Raw genomic sequence first — 17,065 nt, 5'->3', positions numbered from 1 at the left:
ATTTATCAGATGAACATGAAGAAAATGTGATTAATGTCACGCAAAGTGGCTAATTAATCGCCATCAATGCCGATTTTTCATATTGAATTCTTTGATTAATAAATCGCTCAATAGCTCCTTTTTCAATCGAAAAATTTAGCCTGTCATGGGTTGTCACTCCCAATAACAGGCAATAAATCTCTGCGGGTTTATTTTCAATGCTGGCCTTTTGCGACATCCTCGCATTGGGCCAGGATTTACGGGGCAATTGTTAAGAATTGGCAATAAATTGCTCACGCAATGCCTGAACCTGATCCCGAACACTCGCCGCCTGTTCGAATTCAAGATCCTGCGCATGCTGGTACATCTTCGCTTCCAGCTCGCGGATTTTGCTTTCCAGCTCTTTGGTAGACAGTTTGCTGAATGTTTCCGTTGTGGCGACAGCTTTACCTCTGCCTTTCCCTTTGCCATTCGTCGGCTGCCCGATTTGCAGAATATCACCAATTTTCTTATTCAGACCTTTTGGAATAATGCCGTGTTTTTCATTAAATATCTGCTGTTTAGCACGCCGGCGTTCCGTTTCACCAATCGCTTTCGCCATTGAATCAGTTATCTTATCGCCATAAAGAATCGCTTTACCATGCAAGTTACGGGCAGCACGCCCAATCGTCTGAATTAATGAACGTTCAGAGCGCAGGAAACCTTCTTTATCCGCATCCAGAATGGCTACCAAAGAAACTTCCGGCATATCCAGCCCTTCTCTCAGCAAGTTAATCCCCACTAATACATCAAACTCACCTAAACGAAGATCCCGAATAATTTCCACACGTTCGACAGTATCAATATCCGAATGCAAATAACGAACCCGTTCACCGTGTTCTTCCAAATACTCCGTCAAGTCCTCCGCCATTCGCTTAGTCAATGTGGTGACCAACACCCGCTCATTTTTCACCGCCCGGATGCGAATTTCAGACAATAAATCATCAACCTGCGTTGCGACAGGACGCACCTCTACTTCCGGATCAAGCAAGCCAGTAGGACGCACCACCTGTTCCACTACATCGCCACCAGATTTTTCCAATTCATATTTGCCCGGCGTAGCCGAAATATAAATTGTCTGTGGAGCCAGCGCCTCAAATTCTTCAAACCGAAGTGGGCGATTATCCAGCGCGGAAGGCATACGAAAACCATATTCCACCAGCGTCTCTTTGCGGGAGCGATCCCCTCGGTACATCCCGCCGATTTGCGGGATGGTAACGTGCGATTCATCCACTACCAGCAAACCATCAGCAGGGAGATAATCAAACAGTGTCGGCGGCGGCTCTCCCTCAGCACGGCCAGAGAGGTAACGGGAATAGTTTTCAATGCCGGAGCAATAACCCAATTCATTCATCATTTCCAAATCGAATTGAGTACGCTGCGTAATACGTTGCTCTTCCAGCAATTTACCATTTGCCAGCAATACCTTACGCCGCTGTTCAAGCTCAACTTTAATCGCTTCCATTGCCTGAACAATACGCTCACGCGGAGTAACATAGTGGGTTTTCGGATAAACGGTGTATCGCGGCACATGATATTGAACCTGCCCTGTTAGCGGATCAAACAGTGATAACCGTTCTACTTCATCATCAAATAGCTCAACGCGCAGAGCATGCTCATCAGATTCAGCCGGAAAGATATCAATCACTTCACCTCGTACCCTAAATGTCCCCCGCTGAAATGCCTGATCATTACGGGTATATTGCAATTCAGCCAAACGCCGCAGAATGGAACGTTGATCGATAATCATACCGTTAGTCAGGTGGAGCATCATTTTTAGGTAACTATCGGGATCACCCAAACCATAAATCGCCGAGACAGACGCAACAACAATGACATCTCGCCGCTCCAGCAAAGCCTTGGTAGCAGACAAACGCATTTGCTCAATGTGTTCGTTTACCGAAGCATCTTTTTCAATAAAAGTATCGGAACTCGGCACATAGGCTTCCGGTTGGTAATAATCGTAGTAAGAAACAAAGTACTCTACGGCATTTTCTGGGAAAAAATCCTTCATTTCACTGTAAAGTTGAGCCGCCAGTGTCTTGTTCGGAGCAAGTACCATTGTTGGTCGGTTTAAATTGGCTATCACATTAGCGATAGTGAATGTCTTACCCGACCCCGTTACCCCTAGCAAAGTCTGGTGGGCAAGCCCATCTTCTAAGCCTTCCTGTAATTGGCGGATAGCCTCTGGTTGATCACCGCCCGGTTGGAAGTCAGAATGTAATTTGAACACCTTAGTCATCGGTATCTCACTTTCCTAACATTAATGCACATATAATACTGGATAAAAAACCAGCTTCAAGTTAGTTTTATAAAAACGGACTTAATTAGGTCACTTTCCTATCAATTAAACATGCGTTGATATCAAAATAAATGCCATTTTATCCCCAAAATTATCTTGATTTTTCCATTTTTTATATGATCCGCTGAAAGGTGACAACATGGAGCATCATCACTAGCCAGACAGGGCTTGATTTTAGTTATCTTATTGATATTTAATAGGATTAAAACAAAGACGAGAATAACATCAACCTTGACTCAAGCCGCGTATTTTCTTGCGTTGCGTCACTTTTCTAAGTCTAATACACAAGGTTATCCACAGGAATAGTGGATAACTCTACAAACCCCATTAACTGTACGAGGTTGCAACATCATGCCACAAAATAGGTATTCTCTATCGATAAAAATTTTTACTGTTTTTTTAACCTTTATCTCAGTTATTAATTTCAAAAAAATGAATAACTTTTCTAAAAAAATAAGAATTTTCTTATGGAAATTAAACATCAATAAACCATATTCGTTCAATATTATCAGTATTAAAGGTAGATAATCATCATATTTTTCTGTATGATTGATGCAAAAAGCCGAATTTTCTTCGTCAAGCAGCAGAAAACAATGTAGCATTAGGTTAGAATTTTTATTCAATAAGAGATAACTGGTGAACAGTTTCCTGTATGAAATCTGTTACTCAAGAGGAGAGTTGTATTTTACCTAAGTAGAAATAGGCTTCTCTGCTTCCTGCGCTTTTAGCAATAGCAGATTCAATATCATCAACAGCGTTTTTGACTATTTTTACTATGTCAATAAACAATGCTGTCAATAAATAATACCTATAAACAATTACCTATAGACAATGCCGATAAATATTTACCAAAAACAACAATTGGCTTAAATGGCATGAACAAAATCCGTTTTTTAATTAGGATATTAATGTATATTATTGATAAAATAATGAATTTACATCAGCATATCTCCTATTTTACAAAATGAGTTCCATCGCAAAAACATAAAAAAATGATAGATACACAAATATCAAATCGACACTGCCCTCGTAAAACGTCCAATATTCTGTTGGCGATCTCCGATCGAAAAACTACTCTGTATCTATCATTCACAATTTCAATCGATTGCTGTTCCAAAGCATCTTTATACTGCCATTTCCTGGTGTTTTAACCGTGTTATCATTTTATTAATTTACTAATTTCAGTCCTAATGTTTATTTCACTTCCTCTGTTTTCTTGATATTCCCTAGTGCTAAAAGAAATAACCCACTTCCAAACTCGAAGGATAAAGTAGCTCTTCCCCGAGAGATTTATAATAAGAATAATATTTTGTTTGATGCTATCTGATGACCCAAAAACACATCAACACAACTTAACATTATTATAATAAAATCCATAAAGTCAACACAAAAATAAACATAAAGTTCAGTTTTGTGTAAACTTTACAATGAATTTCACTTAATTCTATGATTTAACTTTCATTTTTAGAATATGGATGTAAATCCATGAGCATTTTCTGATATAGGATGTGCTAATATAGATCATCAGAAAATTAAGATATTAAAAGTAAAATCAATAAATTATTACAATGAGTGGTTTTTTCACACAGGACAATATCATCAAGTAATATATAGTAATGCTGTTATCTTTATATAAAGGATTTTCATGAAAACATCTAACGCACAGCGAAAAACAAATATCATTAAAAATATAGAATATTTGATACGTACCCGTGGAGAAACCAAGAGTTCTTTTTCCAATCGAACAGGATTAACCCGCACCACCATTTATAAAATCCTAGAAGGACAAGTCAATAACGTTCAACAATCTACTATTCTTCGGATCTCCGACTTTTTCGGCGTTTCCTGTGAAGAAATAGAATATTATGACCTTGAACAATTAGAACGCCTCAATGAAACACTCTCAACCGAAGGCAATAAAAATCCTTCGGCTATCCCTATCGTTCCACAATCTGAATTTTTAGCCGTTTCTGAGAAAAAAATCGGTCAGCTTGTTACCGAGTATCCATTGACCTATTTTTTTGGTGATGAATCAAACATGCTAGCTCTTAAAGTTGAATCGGCAATAGAGGATACCTTCATTCCCGGCGAGGTGATCCTGATAAAACGCCCCCCCGCATTAGTCACCAATACGCCATTATTGTATTACGCTAAGGGGATTGGGTTCTTTATCCGGCAAGAAAAAAATGATGACTATCTCGATAGGAAACCCTACAAAAATGCTCATTTCTTAGGCTACATCGTAGGAGAAAGACTATAAATGACCGCAAATCAGAAGTTTAAATTACTGGGATTCACAAGGTACGGTAAATTATCGGCAAACGTCATGGTACTAGCGACAGGCAAGACCATTACTATGGGGTTAAAAGAACTCGCCGACAGTGATATCTCAGAAGACCTGAGCAGGCATGAACTTAGTACGATATACCGGAAATTATACAGCCACAGTAATATCGTAACAGCTTATGAACTTGGGGATCGTCATGAGCGTTCATGGCAAGCCTATTTGCTTATTAGCATCGCACTTAGTGTTATCTATATTTTCTCTACCATATGTGGCGTGAAGCCTATTCATATCCCGATCCTTAATATCGTCACGCCTCCTGGCGTTTTTATTTACCCTATTACCTTCTTGCTGGTCGATATTCTGAACGAATTCTATGGATTACGTCTGGCAAGAAGAACGATTATTATCTCTTTCGCGGCGAACCTATTATTTGTTCTAGGACTTTGGGGAACCGCACTGATGCCAGGTGTTCCTGGATGGGAGTTTAGTGCAACTTATAATGGAATAATCAATAGTATTGTATCCGTATTATTGGCATCATCTCTTGCTTATTTCATCTCTGAGAATATAAATTCGTATCTCCTTTGCAAAATAAAATCTCTCACCAATTCAAAGTATCTTTTCCTGCGCGTAATAACCAGTACTGTTATCGCCTCAGCATTCGACAGTATAATATTCTGTTCCATTGCTTTCTATGGCGTTCTCGGTATAGATATCATAAAAGAGATGATTATCGCCCAGTTCCTCATTAAAGTAGCTTATTCTATCCTGGGTGTAGGCCCTATTTACCTGGTAAGAAAGATATTCAGGAATTATATAAACCGCCCAACAGATGCTCCAGTGAATAAAAAGCTTGCCGAAGTATGAAGGGATATCCGCCTTTGTCAAAATATAAAAAATTATTGAAAAATATCACTTTTATGCCGGAACACTATTCCGGCATATTGTCCTAGAATAAATTATTATACATAACTGGCAGTAAAACCCATATATTCATTAACAAAAACATAGATATGAATAGTGTAATTATCAATCATGGCGTTGAAATAACATTCCATCAGATTAAATTTGCAGATTAATAATTCAATTAATCAGTAAGTTTAAATCTATATATTCCCCTAAATGATTAAAATATCCTTGGGTTAAATGAGGAATCTTACCCAATAAAGGAGCGGGTAACATACGTTCTAATGTCGACAAATATTCTTGTTGGCGTTTGCTTGCAGGTTCAACTTCATTAGCTATCCAACCTGCAAAATGTAACCCCGAACCTATAATCGCCTTCATGGTAAGTATCGCATGATTAATACAGCCCAGTTTTACCCCCACGGTCAAAATAACCGGCAATTGCTCTTTAACCACCCAGTCAGCAAAAGTCACCGATTGCAATAAAGGGGTATACCAACCACCAGCGCCCTCAACTAAAACCCAGTCCGCTTTCTTTTCTAACTGACGCAATCCCGCAGACATAACAGCAAAATCAATAGGTTGATTCAGGTCATCGCTGGCAATATGGGGTGATGTTGCTTCAACAAATACTAACGGATTCACTTCTTCATATTGCAAAGGCACAGAACTATTTGCCAACAATGCCAGCGCATCGGAATTACGAATACCTGCCGGTGTTATTTCACTACCGGAAGCGACGGGTTTATAACCTGCTGTTTTATATCCTGCTTTAGTTGCCGCTTGTAGCAAAGCACAACTTACAACTGTTTTACCTACTTCGGTATCTGTACCCGTCAAAAACCAGCGCTTAGTCACGATAAATCACTCCAAAGACAACTTGATAGCTAAGAGACAAATGTTCATTTTCTCGTGGATAAGCCTGTTCCAAAGCAATCAGCCGTTCACGCGTCATCAGCCCCTGCTGACGCCCATAATGAAGGTGAGTCGCGCCAATCCCTTTCAGCGAACCCAATAGCGGCAATATATGAGAATATTGCTGGCGATAAACATGACTAATAAGACAATGCCGGAATCCCCGACACGCATCTTTAATCGTCTGCTGCGGCAGGAAGTGATTAATATGCTGGTAGTTATCAACCACGCTCCAGGCTTGTTTCAATTCATGTAATGAACCCTTAGCCAAGGTGGAAAACAGAATCAATCCACCAGGACGTGTTACCCGATAAAGTTCTCTTAAAGCGCTGGATAAATTCTCACACCACTGAACAACCAGATTACTGAAACAAATATCAACACTGCTGTCAGCAAGCCCTAAATGTTCAATATCCCCTTGTAAATAATAGTCAGCCGCCAACTGTTTACGGGCATGAATCAACATACCTGACGCCAAATCCAATGCAATAACCTGCTTCCCCTGTTGCCGCCAGCGGTGACTAAAAAACCCCGTACCGCAACCGGCATCCAAGACTAACTTACCAGGATGCCCATCGGCTTGTTGCATGAGGAATTCACCGGCTTGCTGCTGTAATTTCGCAACCACATCATAGTTGGCGGCTGCTCGACCAAATGCTCCGGCAATCGCCTGTTTATTAACAAATTCAACTACGGAACTCATGCAACACCTCCATCAACATATCAATATCCTGTAGCGTATGGCTGGCCGTCAAAGTAATACGTAATCTGGCACTGCCCGGCGGCACTGTTGGTGGACGAATGGCTGTAACCCAAATCCCTTTTTGTTGCAGATACCGGGATAAGGAAACACTCAGTTCATTATCACTCACAATCAATGGTTGAATCGCTGTAGTTGAATCGGTCAGATTAAAGGGCAATTTCTGCGCCTGCTGACGAAAGTAATTGATATTCTGTTGCAATCGTTGACGTAATTCATCACCAGCTTGTACCTGCCGAACAGCTTCAGAAAGCGCCTGTGCTTGCGCAGGAGGCATAGAAGTGCTGTAGATCAGATGACGGGCATACTGAATCAGATATTCTGCCGTTTGTTCATCACAAAGCACCGCGGCGCCACTCAACCCAAATGCTTTACCAAAAGTAACAATCAGGATTTCTGGTTTGACTTTCTGTTGCCAACAACTTCCCCTTCCCTGCTCACCACAGACGCCAATACCATGAGCATCATCCACCATTAGCCAGTTTCCAGAAGCCTCGGTTTGTTGATGAATATCCGCCAGCGGCGCACAGTCGCCATCCATACTAAATACACCTTCCGTCACCACCAGCGTCTTGCCAATACAAGGTTTTGCCAATAAATCTGCAAGTGATTCAGGTTGATTATGAAGAAAACGCCGTAATTGAGCCGGAGAATGCATCGCCGCTTCCATTAATGAAGCATGACTCAGACGATCGGCAATAATCCGATCCTGTTTCGTCATTAACGCGGCAATGACCCCTTGATTCGCAGAATATCCTGAAATAAACAGTAATGCTTTTGGGTAACCCAACCAGTCAGCTAATTGCTGTTCCAATAGCTGATGGGCTTTTGTATAACCCGCAATATGACCTGATCCCCCACTGCCAACGCCATATTGTTCAGCTCCCCGCTGCCATGCAGCAATAACTGCGGAATTAGCGCTTAACCCAAGGTAATCATTACTGGAAAAATTAAGATATTTGTCATCAACGGTATACAGGAAACGCCCATCTGATTTCTGATTGACCTGCCGCTGACGCCATAGAGAAGTATCCCGACGCTCAGACAATTGCCGGGAAAGATAAGCTGACCAATCCATTATAATGCCGCGTTATAAAATTGTTCGTTATCTGCATTGATGATGGCTTCTGCCAAATACTGCTGTTGCTGATTATCACCGAATGCCGTCTGAGTCTGCTGAGGATTAATACCCAACTTGCGAAACAGTTGTAAATCTTTATCTTCCGCAGGGTTGGGTGTAGTGAGCAACTTACAGCCATAGAAAATAGAATTAGCGCCAGCCATAAAACACATCGCTTGTGTCTGCTCATTCATCTGTTCACGACCTGCGGATAACCGGACATGAGAAGACGGCATCATGATCCTGGCAACAGCAATCGTGCGGATAAAATCGAAAGGATCAACATCTTCGTTTTCAGCCAACGGCGTGCCCTTGACTTTAACCAACATGTTGATGGGTACACTCTCCGGTGGTTTTGGCAGATTTGCCAGTTGTACCAATAACGCGGCCCGATCACGGATCGCTTCACCCAGACCGACAATACCACCAGAGCACACTTTTATTCCTGCTTCACGTACTTTATCAAGGGTATCCAATCTGTCCTGATAGGTTCGAGTGGTAATGATGTTGCCATAAAATTCCGGGGAGGTATCAAGGTTGTGGTTGTAATAATCTAATCCTGCCTCCGCCAGCCGCTGCGCTTGTGAACCATTGAGCATGCCCAGCGTCATGCAGGTTTCCATTCCCAGTGCTTTGACTTCCTTAACCATTTTTTCCAGATAAGGCATATCCCTCTCATGGGGATTTTTCCACGCGGCACCCATACAAAAACGTGTCGAACCGGCATTTTTAGCCTTACGAGCAGAATCAATCACCTGTTCCACTTCCATCAACCGCTCTTTTTCAAGACCTGTTTTGTAACGGGAACTTTGCGGGCAATATTTACAATCCTCCGGACAAGCCCCGGTTTTGATGGAAAGTAGTGTACTAACCTGTACTTGCTGTGGGTCAAAATAGATACGATGAACCTGTTGTGCTTGAAATAATAATTCAAAAAAAGGTTTATCAAACAGCTCTTGCGCCTGCTTAATTGTCCATTGCTTACGCTCAATCACAATAACATCTCCAGTGTGAAAAAAGTGTAGCCAGTTTAAATAATGCCGCTATACTGTCAACCAATTTTAAGTAAATTAGTTTACATCAAGCCTTATGACTGCTTCCGATATTGAATTTGATCTACGCCATATTTGGCATCCCTATACCTCCATGACCAACCCTCTTCCGGTTTACCCTGTCGTTGGGGCTTCTGGGGTGGAACTAGAGTTGTCTGATGGCCGTAAGCTGGTGGATGGCATGTCTTCCTGGTGGGCCGCTATTCATGGATATAATCATCCGGTTTTGAACCAAGCCGCTAAAATTCAGCTTGATCAGATGTCCCATGTCATGTTTGGCGGCATTACTCATCCACCCGCAGTGGCGCTTTGCAGGCAATTAACAGCAATCTCCCCACCCTCGCTGGAATGTGTCTTTCTGGCGGATTCAGGTTCTGTGGCGGTGGAAGTGGCGTTAAAAATGGCATTGCAATACTGGCAAGCAAAAGGTGAGAAACGTCAGCGTATTTTGACATTACGGCACGGTTACCACGGTGACACATTCGGCGCTATGTCAGTCTGTGATCCCGACAATTCAATGCATAATCTCTACAAAGGCTATCTGCCGCCCCATCTGTTTGCCGAATCGCCTCAGTGCGGATTTGATGCTCAATGGGACGAACGGGATATCATGCCATTTCGTACTTTACTGGAGCAGCATTCCCATGATATCGCCGCAGTGATCCTTGAGCCTATCGTACAGGGTGCCGGCGGAATGCGAATTTATCATCCTGAATATCTGCGTCAGGTCAGAATGCTTTGCGATCAGCATCAGATCCTATTAATTGCGGATGAAATTGCCACCGGTTTTGGCCGCACAGGAAAATTGTTTGCTTGTGAACATGCTGAAATTGAGCCAGATATTTTATGTGTAGGAAAAGCGCTGACCGGTGGTTATATGACACTATCAGCAACACTGACAACCCGTAAGGTAGCTGAAACAATTAGCAATGGCGAAGCAGGCTGTTTTATGCATGGCCCAACGTTTATGGGCAATCCATTAGCTTGTGCCGTGGCGGAAGCCAGTTTGAAACTGTTATTACACAGCCCTTGGCAACAACGTATTAAATCAATTGAAAACCAATTAAAGAGTGAGTTAATGCCACTAAAACACCATGCAAAAGTGGCTGATGTTCGGGTATTAGGTGCAATTGGCGTCGTGGAGATGAAGCAACCCGTGAATATGGCGGTGTTACAACACCATTTTGTTTCTCAAGGTGTCTGGATAAGACCATTTGGCAAGCTGATCTATTTGATGCCGCCTTATATTATTCAACCAGAGCAACTTTCACGCCTGATAAAGGCTGTCTCTGGTGCAATTAATTTGTAATTTTTCTTTATTAAATAAATTCTGCTGAATTTATTACTGAGCAGTTAATAAAGTTAAGTTTCAGTTCGATCAAAAAAGGCTCCTAATTAGGAGCCTTTTTGAAAAATTTCTTCACACTCCGACCTTCGCAGTGAGTAGGGGCGGGTGCTTACACAAGTAGAGTTACCTCTGGGTAAAGATTATCCAGCAAATCATCAAAAATGTCAACACTAGCTTTACATAGAATATAAAGCAAGCCTTAATATAGGTATAGTCAAACCACTCTACTGGGGAATGAATAACTATGACCATAACGACAATTATAGATTCACTATCGAGTTACAGATTTTCTACCTATCAGCTTCCTGTATTAGGTGGAATGACAAAAGAAGAATGCTTGGGCATCTATCTGTGGAATAAACAACTTGCCAGCGCTTTTTTCCCCGCACTCCAAATTATCGAAGTCTCCCTACGCAACTCCATTTATCAAGGATATATCCGTTATGAAGAGATAAAAATTGAAAATACGTTTAACCAAGCACAATGGCAAGTAGAAAAAAACAAGATTGATAAATTCTGGTTTATTAATGCTTTCACTCAAAAAAATAATGCCGAAGCATATAAGAACATTTTATCAGCAACAAAACAACTACAAAAAGATGGGAAAACATTAACTCCAGAGAATTATATTGCAAAACTCACACTAGGTTTTTGGGTATCAATGGTAAATAATAGTTACGATATACAAAGAAATTCATATCTGACATTATGGCCTGAACTTCGTGGATTAGTTTTTCCATATGCTCTAGATACACAAACTCAGCGCCCTCTTTCTATTAATAGTATCGGCAATGAGTTAAAAGAAATCAACAAGATCCGAAATCGGTTGTCGCATCATGAACCTTTGTGGCGCTCTAAAAATGCATACCAAATGGAACACATAATTAATAAGGTTGTTGAAAGTTATGAGAAGTGCTTAAAGGTTATCAGGTGGATCAATCCATCTAATTTAAAACTGTTATCCATTATTGAAAATAACATCAAAATGAGTGAATTATGCAGTATTCATTCTCTTTGGAAAAATAAACAATTATCCACGGGGCTATCATCTCTACCAATAATAACCGGATGGGGGGATGAAAATAAACTAGATGTTACTCATATAGGAGAAATAGTAAAAATAGTCGATACCAGATATGCTTTGATAAAAAGCCAAAAGGATAAAACTATATTTTTTGCCAACGCTAAGGACATGAAAAATAATATTCAAAACTATAGTACTGGAACACTAGTAAGGTTTACCCCAGAAGCGAGTAAAAATCAGTATCCCAATGCAAAAAATGTTGAACGAGCTTAACTTCGTTAGAGTGGCTAACCATAAATAAGCACAAGAAATTTTGCAACATAAATGACCAAAAAATTTAGCAGATGAGTTTAGAGCAACCGGGCAAACACAGAAAACCATTTTTGCATCTGTCCGGTTGTATGACTGCGAAATTTGGAGTTGTATTAGCTCAAAATTGATCTGGTAATTACCGGTTCTTTACATCAATGTCTACCAGACTAAACCGTAACCAACACACACAACCACCGTTAACACCCAACAACTTTATCAAATTCACAGGGCCAGCACCGTTACCCACATTGGGCCTTTACCTACTGGATAGCGCGTCAATTCAGTCAATTTACCGGTATATTGATCAATAGAAGAGACTGAAATATGGTCAGACTTTTGACCGGATGCAATCAGATATTTTCCACTGTGATCGATAGCAAAACCACGCGGCTGAGTTTCGGTTTTATAGTGTCCTGCCAGCGTCAAATTAAGACCATCTTGTGAAATAACAAAATGGCTGATCAAACTTGAAGTTCGTTCACTGGTATAAAGGTGACGACCATCCGGTGTAATATGAATATCCGCAGACCAACGAACACCCGCTAAATCCGCCGGTAATGAATCAATCGTCTGAACAGCCCGATATTTTTCCCATTTACGATAAACATCCACCGTAGAATCCAGCTCATTAATACAGTAAATCACCTGCTGACTTGGATGAAATGCCATATGACGAGGACCCGCACCCATTGCCGTAGTGATTTCCTCAGCACGTTTTTCCGTCAGATAACCCTCTTCTGCCATCTCAAAAATACGGATGCGATCTTCTTTCAGACAAGGAACCAATAGTTGTTTATTATCCCAGTCAATATTAGCTGAATGCGGTGCTTGCAAACCTTCAATAACTTGAACCGGTTCACCCACAATCCCCCGTTCGTCAATTAGGCTGACACTCAGATTGTTATAACTATAGGAGGCAGAGAATAGAAAGCGACCTTGTTTATCTGTAGAGATATGAGTCGGGCTACCCGGTATTGATGAAATCCCCTGTTGTACCAGTTCCCCACCAGAGCCAATCTGGTAAGTGACAATACTGAATTGTGGTCGGATGCCAACATAAAGATGTTTACGATCCGGGCTAACCACCATTGGTTGTACTTCCCCCGGCGCATCAACTGTCTGAATGAGTGATAACTCACCTTCATTATTCAGGCTCCAAACATGAATCTGACAACTGTTTGGACTCGCCGTATAAACTACTTGTTTCATCTTCACTCCTTAATTATCTATTACCATTTTATTGCGCTGTAACGACTCGATTAGTTTTATCGGTTAAACTCACCGCACAATTGGTGTAGCTTTATTCAGTTCTAATGTAATATCTTTATATTATATATAGTTATGAGGCTAATTTATGTCATATCGCATCATTGCGCTGGATCTGGACGGTACACTACTCGATCCTCAAAAAAATATCCTGCCAGAATCACTCATTGTACTAAATGAAGCACGTAAAGCTGGTATTAAGGTGCTGATCGCCACCGGCCGTCATCATGTCGCTATCCACCCTTTCTATCAGGCTTTGCAACTCGATACTCCCGCCATCTGCTGTAATGGTGCTTATCTGTATGATTACCATGAAAAGAAAGTATTAGCCTCAGATCCGCTGTCATCTCAAGAAGCCATAAAAGTTCTCTCCCACTTAAAAAACACAGATATTCACCGTCTGATGTATGTGGATGACGCCATGTTATATGAAGAACTGTATGACACAGTTGTCCGTACCATGAAATGGTCTGAAACCCTACCTGAATCTCAACGTCCAACTATGCGACATGTTAATAGCTTTCAGCATGCTATTGATGAAGTACAGTCTATCTGGAAATTTGCCACCAGCTCTCCCGATTTAGTAAAACTGCGGGAAGTAACCGCACAAATCGAAAATGACACAGCTCTTTCGTGTGAATGGTCATGGTTCGATCAGGTGGATATTAGCAAGAGAGGTAACAGCAAAGGTATGCGTTTGCAACAGTGGGTCGAATCTCAAGGCATGAGGATGAAAGATGTTATTGCCTTTGGTGATAACTTTAATGACTTGAGTATGCTGGAAGCCGCAGGACTCGGCGTCGCTATGGGCAACAGTGTAGATGCTATCAAAGAACGAGCCGATATGGTGACGCAGGATAATACTCAGCCAGGTATTGCCGAAGTTATTCGCAAGTATGTTCTATAAACCCACAAAACCACACTTCGGGGTAATCCTTAAATAGGTTCCCCGTTTTATTTATAGCTATTTATAGCGCTCCGATTGTTTCCGGCAGCCACCAACTTACGAATCGCTTCTTAATAAACAGAGACTACAGTTGCCGATTAAGAGAAACACTTTTTATCTGAGCATAAAGCCACTGGCCAGGCCGCAAATTAAGTTCATCCCTTGCCCACGGAGTGATCCTTGCCCATAAATAGTGACCACTCAACACCAATTTGACATCAACGTGTCCATTATCATCAAAGAACTCAACCACTTTCACCGCTAAAATATTACGGATACTACTGCCGCGCGGCGGCTCCAGTACTAATGAAACATCTGACGCATCTATTCTGATACGCAAATCGGTTCCCGGTTGAACATCCATTTTCGGCAACCATAAAACCTGGTCAGCGAGCGCCACCGCTGTCATTTCATAACGATTATGATGTTCAACCATTGAAACATTCAGAATACTGCTAAGGGTCTCTTTTTGTAACCAAAGACGTAGCGCACTACTGGACCAAACCTCTTCCAATTTTCCTGTTGCCCTGACTTTGCCGTTATCCATAACGAGTACATTTTCCGCCAGGTGCAAAATCTCATCCAGATTATGGCTGACATACAAAATCGGGATATTGACCTCTCTAGAAAGCCTTTCAAGATAAGGCAGGAGTTCTCTTTTACGGGGAAGATCCAGCGATGCCAATGGTTCATCCATTAACAACAGATCAGGTGCCGTCAATAAAGCTCGACCGATAGCAACCCGCTGCTTTTCACCGCCGGATAAGGTAAGAGGAAAACGAGATAGTAAGTGTTCAATTCCTAACAAACTAACAATGCTATCAAATTCCGGCTTCATCTCCGGCGACATTCCGTATTGAAGATTACCTTTTACTCGATAATGAGGAAAAAGCCGGGCATCCTGAAAAACATAGCCTATACGGCGTTGCTCTGGCGGCAAGCAGGTACCTTTTTCAATATCAACCAGCACATGATCATTAAGGACAATCCGCCCTTTCTGTGGACGTATCAAACCGGCAATAACATTTATCAGTGAAGTTTTCCCAGCGCCTGAAAGGCCAAAAACAGCCGTAATCCCCTCAGTGGGTAGCTGTGTATTGACCTGTAAATGAAAATCACCCAGTTGTTGCTCAAAATCCAGCTCTAACATGTTGCTCCCAAACGTCTCCTTCCCCAACGGGTTAACCATTCAGAAACCATCAGTGACATCAACGCCAAAATAATGGCAATGACACACAAACGAGCCGCGGCGGTTTCTGCTCCGGGGGTTTCAATCAAGGTATACATCGCCAAAGGGATCGTCCGCGTTTCGCCTGGAATATTGGATACAAAAGTGATAGTTGCGCCAAATTCACCCAATGAACGGGCAAATGCCAAAACAGCGCCCACAATAACCCCAGGCAAAGAGAGCGGCAATGTGATAGTAAAAAATACCTTCAACGGATTCGCTCCCAAAGTACGAGCGGCCTGTTCCAGTCGTCGATCGACACCTTCCAACGCCAGACGTATCGCCCTGACCATCAACGGAAAAGCAACAATAGCAGAAGCCAATGCGGCGCCACGCCAACTGAACGCAAAGCTGATCCCAAACCAGTCATATAACCATTCACCGATAAATCCACGACGCCCCATACTGATCAACAGCAAATAACCCACTACCACTGGCGGCAACACCAGCGGCAGATGGATAAGACTGTCGAGTAATGATTTACCGGGAAACTGGAAACGAGCAAGAATCCACGCCATTAAGATCCCAAATGGCAGACTCAGTAACACCGCCATACCTGAAACTTCCAGACTCAGGATGATGGCTTGCCATTCGTATTCACTCAACATGACCAAAAAATCTATTCCTAAAGTGGGTGAAAACCGTAACGTTTAAAAATTGCCACGGCTTCAGGGGTTTTCAAATATTCATAAAAATCGAGAACATTGGGATTACTATGGTCTTTGATTATCGCCATTGGGTATTCAATCGGTTTATGGCTCTCTTCCGGGAAGATCCCCACTACTTTGACTTTATCACTCGCAACGACATCTGAACCATAAACGATACCCAACGGAACCTCAGCACGTTCCACCAGCGCCAAGCCACTGCGTACATTACTGGTCCGCGCTAGCAGCGGATTCACCGTCTCCCATGCGCCCAAATATTGCAGAGATTCTTTAGCGTAAATACCCACCGGAACATGATCGGGATCACCGACGGCAAGACGGCCGCCTTCTAACAAAGATTTCCATTTGGTTTCTTTATTAATATCAACTTTATTGAGCCTACTCGCTTTCGGCGCAATCAGAACGAGCTGATTTCCCAGCATAGTCAACCGAGTTTTATCAATAATCAGTTTCTTGCCGGCAACATAATCCATCCACTGTTGATCAGCGGAAATAAAAATATCTGCCGGCGCGCCTTGCTCAATCTGGCGAGCCAAAGTGGAAGATGAAGCATAAGAAGCCGCCACTTCACCCTTTGTCTTTTGCTTATACTGTAGTGCAATATCATCAAGTGCATTAGTCAGCGAGGCAGCAGCGAACAACGTGACTTTTTCCGCAGCCCACACTTGCCACGTCAAAGCAAAAGAAACGACAACGCCGACTAGCAATTTGCCAAAACTCTTTCTCATCTGTTTTCCACCTGTTTCTTACCCATTAGTTCGTTGTGTATAACAAGATATAGCGTTAAATGGAAGAGTATTCCAATATTAATCGGCAAATCGTGAGCAACTTTTACTATCTAATTTAATTCGAATTAAAATACTGTAATAGAAAAACCAAATGAATAGAATGGAAATGATTATAATTAATTAAG

14 protein-coding genes are annotated in these 17,065 nt (G+C 41.8%); 5 read left to right on the top strand and 9 right to left on the bottom strand.

Annotated elements, in window-relative coordinates; translation table 11 throughout:
- Positions 1 to 250: 250 nt before the first annotated feature.
- Positions 251 to 2,260: an excinuclease ABC subunit UvrB gene (uvrB, locus tag EAE92_RS20825; RefSeq protein ID WP_214069454.1), complete on the bottom strand. Its 2,010-nt coding sequence runs from the start codon at positions 2,258 to 2,260 to the stop codon at positions 251 to 253.
- A 1,705-nt stretch (positions 2,261 to 3,965) separates the two neighbouring features.
- On the opposite strand from uvrB, the gene EAE92_RS20820 reads away from it, so the two are divergent.
- Together EAE92_RS20820 and EAE92_RS20815 are read left to right on the top strand one after the other, a co-directional pair.
- Positions 3,966 to 4,580 carry a helix-turn-helix domain-containing protein gene (locus EAE92_RS20820; RefSeq protein WP_214069453.1) on the top strand — a complete coding sequence of 205 codons (615 nt, stop codon included), beginning with the start codon at positions 3,966 to 3,968 and terminating at the stop codon, positions 4,578 to 4,580.
- The gene (locus EAE92_RS20815) at positions 4,581 to 5,474 is read left to right on the top strand and encodes a queuosine precursor transporter (protein ID WP_214069452.1); all 894 of its coding nucleotides are present in this window, start codon (positions 4,581 to 4,583) and stop codon (positions 5,472 to 5,474) included.
- Between the two features lie 216 nt (positions 5,475 to 5,690).
- Here EAE92_RS20815 and bioD read toward each other — a convergent pair whose 3' ends face one another.
- The 4 genes from bioD to bioB are packed head-to-tail and all read right to left on the bottom strand — an operon-like array spanning position 5,691 to position 9,303.
- Entirely contained in the window at positions 5,691 to 6,371 is a 681-nt protein-coding gene (bioD, locus tag EAE92_RS20810; RefSeq protein WP_214069451.1) for a dethiobiotin synthase, read from the bottom strand.
- Positions 6,364 to 7,131 carry a malonyl-ACP O-methyltransferase BioC gene (gene bioC, locus EAE92_RS20805; protein WP_214069450.1) on the bottom strand — a complete coding sequence of 256 codons (768 nt, stop codon included), beginning with the start codon at positions 7,129 to 7,131 and terminating at the stop codon, positions 6,364 to 6,366. Before bioC ends, bioD begins: the two co-directional genes overlap by 8 nt.
- The gene (gene bioF, locus EAE92_RS20800; protein WP_110085795.1) at positions 7,115 to 8,266 is read right to left on the bottom strand and encodes an 8-amino-7-oxononanoate synthase; all 1,152 of its coding nucleotides are present in this window, start codon (positions 8,264 to 8,266) and stop codon (positions 7,115 to 7,117) included. Before bioF ends, bioC begins: the two co-directional genes overlap by 17 nt.
- On the bottom strand, positions 8,266 to 9,303 hold the full coding sequence (gene bioB / locus EAE92_RS20795; protein ID WP_036812938.1) for a biotin synthase BioB: 1,038 nt from the start codon (positions 9,301 to 9,303) through the stop codon (positions 8,266 to 8,268). The genes bioF and bioB overlap by 1 nt, the downstream gene beginning before the upstream one ends.
- Before the next feature lie 94 nt (positions 9,304 to 9,397).
- On the opposite strand from bioB, the gene bioA reads away from it, so the two are divergent.
- Positions 9,398 to 10,669, top strand: a complete 1,272-nt coding sequence (gene bioA / locus EAE92_RS20790) for an adenosylmethionine--8-amino-7-oxononanoate transaminase (RefSeq protein ID WP_214069449.1) — start codon at positions 9,398 to 9,400, stop codon at positions 10,667 to 10,669.
- 283 nt (positions 10,670 to 10,952) lie between these two features.
- Positions 10,953 to 12,005: an Abi family protein gene (locus EAE92_RS20785; protein ID WP_214069448.1), complete on the top strand. Its 1,053-nt coding sequence runs from the start codon at positions 10,953 to 10,955 to the stop codon at positions 12,003 to 12,005.
- Positions 12,006 to 12,266: 261 nt separating this feature from the next.
- Here EAE92_RS20785 and pgl read toward each other — a convergent pair whose 3' ends face one another.
- A complete protein-coding gene (pgl, locus tag EAE92_RS20780; RefSeq protein ID WP_214069447.1) occupies positions 12,267 to 13,253 on the bottom strand; it encodes a 6-phosphogluconolactonase in 987 nt (328 codons plus the stop codon).
- Between the two features lie 145 nt (positions 13,254 to 13,398).
- On the opposite strand from pgl, the gene EAE92_RS20775 reads away from it, so the two are divergent.
- Positions 13,399 to 14,217, top strand: a complete 819-nt coding sequence (locus EAE92_RS20775; RefSeq protein ID WP_214069446.1) for a pyridoxal phosphatase — start codon at positions 13,399 to 13,401, stop codon at positions 14,215 to 14,217.
- Positions 14,218 to 14,341: 124 nt separating this feature from the next.
- On the opposite strand, the gene modC is transcribed toward EAE92_RS20775, so the two are convergent.
- The 3 genes from modC to modA are packed head-to-tail and all read right to left on the bottom strand — an operon-like array spanning position 14,342 to position 16,880.
- Entirely contained in the window at positions 14,342 to 15,406 is a 1,065-nt protein-coding gene (gene modC / locus EAE92_RS20770; RefSeq protein WP_214069445.1) for a molybdenum ABC transporter ATP-binding protein ModC, read from the bottom strand.
- Entirely contained in the window at positions 15,400 to 16,092 is a 693-nt protein-coding gene (gene modB, locus EAE92_RS20765) for a molybdate ABC transporter permease subunit (RefSeq protein ID WP_214069444.1), read from the bottom strand. Before modB ends, modC begins: the two co-directional genes overlap by 7 nt.
- Before the next feature lie 17 nt (positions 16,093 to 16,109).
- Entirely contained in the window at positions 16,110 to 16,880 is a 771-nt protein-coding gene (modA, locus tag EAE92_RS20760) for a molybdate ABC transporter substrate-binding protein (RefSeq protein WP_214069443.1), read from the bottom strand.
- Between the last annotated feature and the right edge of the window lie 185 nt (positions 16,881 to 17,065).

Source organism: Photorhabdus hainanensis, from assembly GCF_018448965.1.
In the GTDB taxonomy this organism is placed as follows: Bacteria; Pseudomonadota; Gammaproteobacteria; order Enterobacterales; family Enterobacteriaceae; genus Photorhabdus; species Photorhabdus akhurstii.
This window is presented reverse-complemented; position numbering and strand designations above follow the sequence as displayed.

Excerpts from the sequence above, each read along its gene's own strand:
- bioF (WP_110085795.1), bottom strand. The coding sequence starts at position 8,266 with ATGGATTGGTCAGCTTATCTTTCCCGGCAATTGTCTGAGCGTCGGGAT.
- EAE92_RS20820 (WP_214069453.1), top strand. The coding sequence starts at position 3,966 with ATGAAAACATCTAACGCACAGCGAAAAACAAATATCATTAAAAATATA.
- bioC (WP_214069450.1), bottom strand. The coding sequence starts at position 7,131 with ATGAGTTCCGTAGTTGAATTTGTTAATAAACAGGCGATTGCCGGAGCA.
- EAE92_RS20815 (WP_214069452.1), top strand. The coding sequence starts at position 4,581 with ATGACCGCAAATCAGAAGTTTAAATTACTGGGATTCACAAGGTACGGT.
- pgl (WP_214069447.1), bottom strand. The coding sequence starts at position 13,253 with ATGAAACAAGTAGTTTATACGGCGAGTCCAAACAGTTGTCAGATTCAT.
- EAE92_RS20785 (WP_214069448.1), top strand. The coding sequence starts at position 10,953 with ATGACCATAACGACAATTATAGATTCACTATCGAGTTACAGATTTTCT.
- uvrB (WP_214069454.1), bottom strand. The coding sequence starts at position 2,260 with ATGACTAAGGTGTTCAAATTACATTCTGACTTCCAACCGGGCGGTGAT.
- modB (WP_214069444.1), bottom strand. The coding sequence starts at position 16,092 with ATGTTGAGTGAATACGAATGGCAAGCCATCATCCTGAGTCTGGAAGTT.
- modC (WP_214069445.1), bottom strand. The coding sequence starts at position 15,406 with ATGTTAGAGCTGGATTTTGAGCAACAACTGGGTGATTTTCATTTACAG.
- EAE92_RS20775 (WP_214069446.1), top strand. The coding sequence starts at position 13,399 with ATGTCATATCGCATCATTGCGCTGGATCTGGACGGTACACTACTCGAT.
- modA (WP_214069443.1), bottom strand. The coding sequence starts at position 16,880 with ATGAGAAAGAGTTTTGGCAAATTGCTAGTCGGCGTTGTCGTTTCTTTT.
- bioA (WP_214069449.1), top strand. The coding sequence starts at position 9,398 with ATGACTGCTTCCGATATTGAATTTGATCTACGCCATATTTGGCATCCC.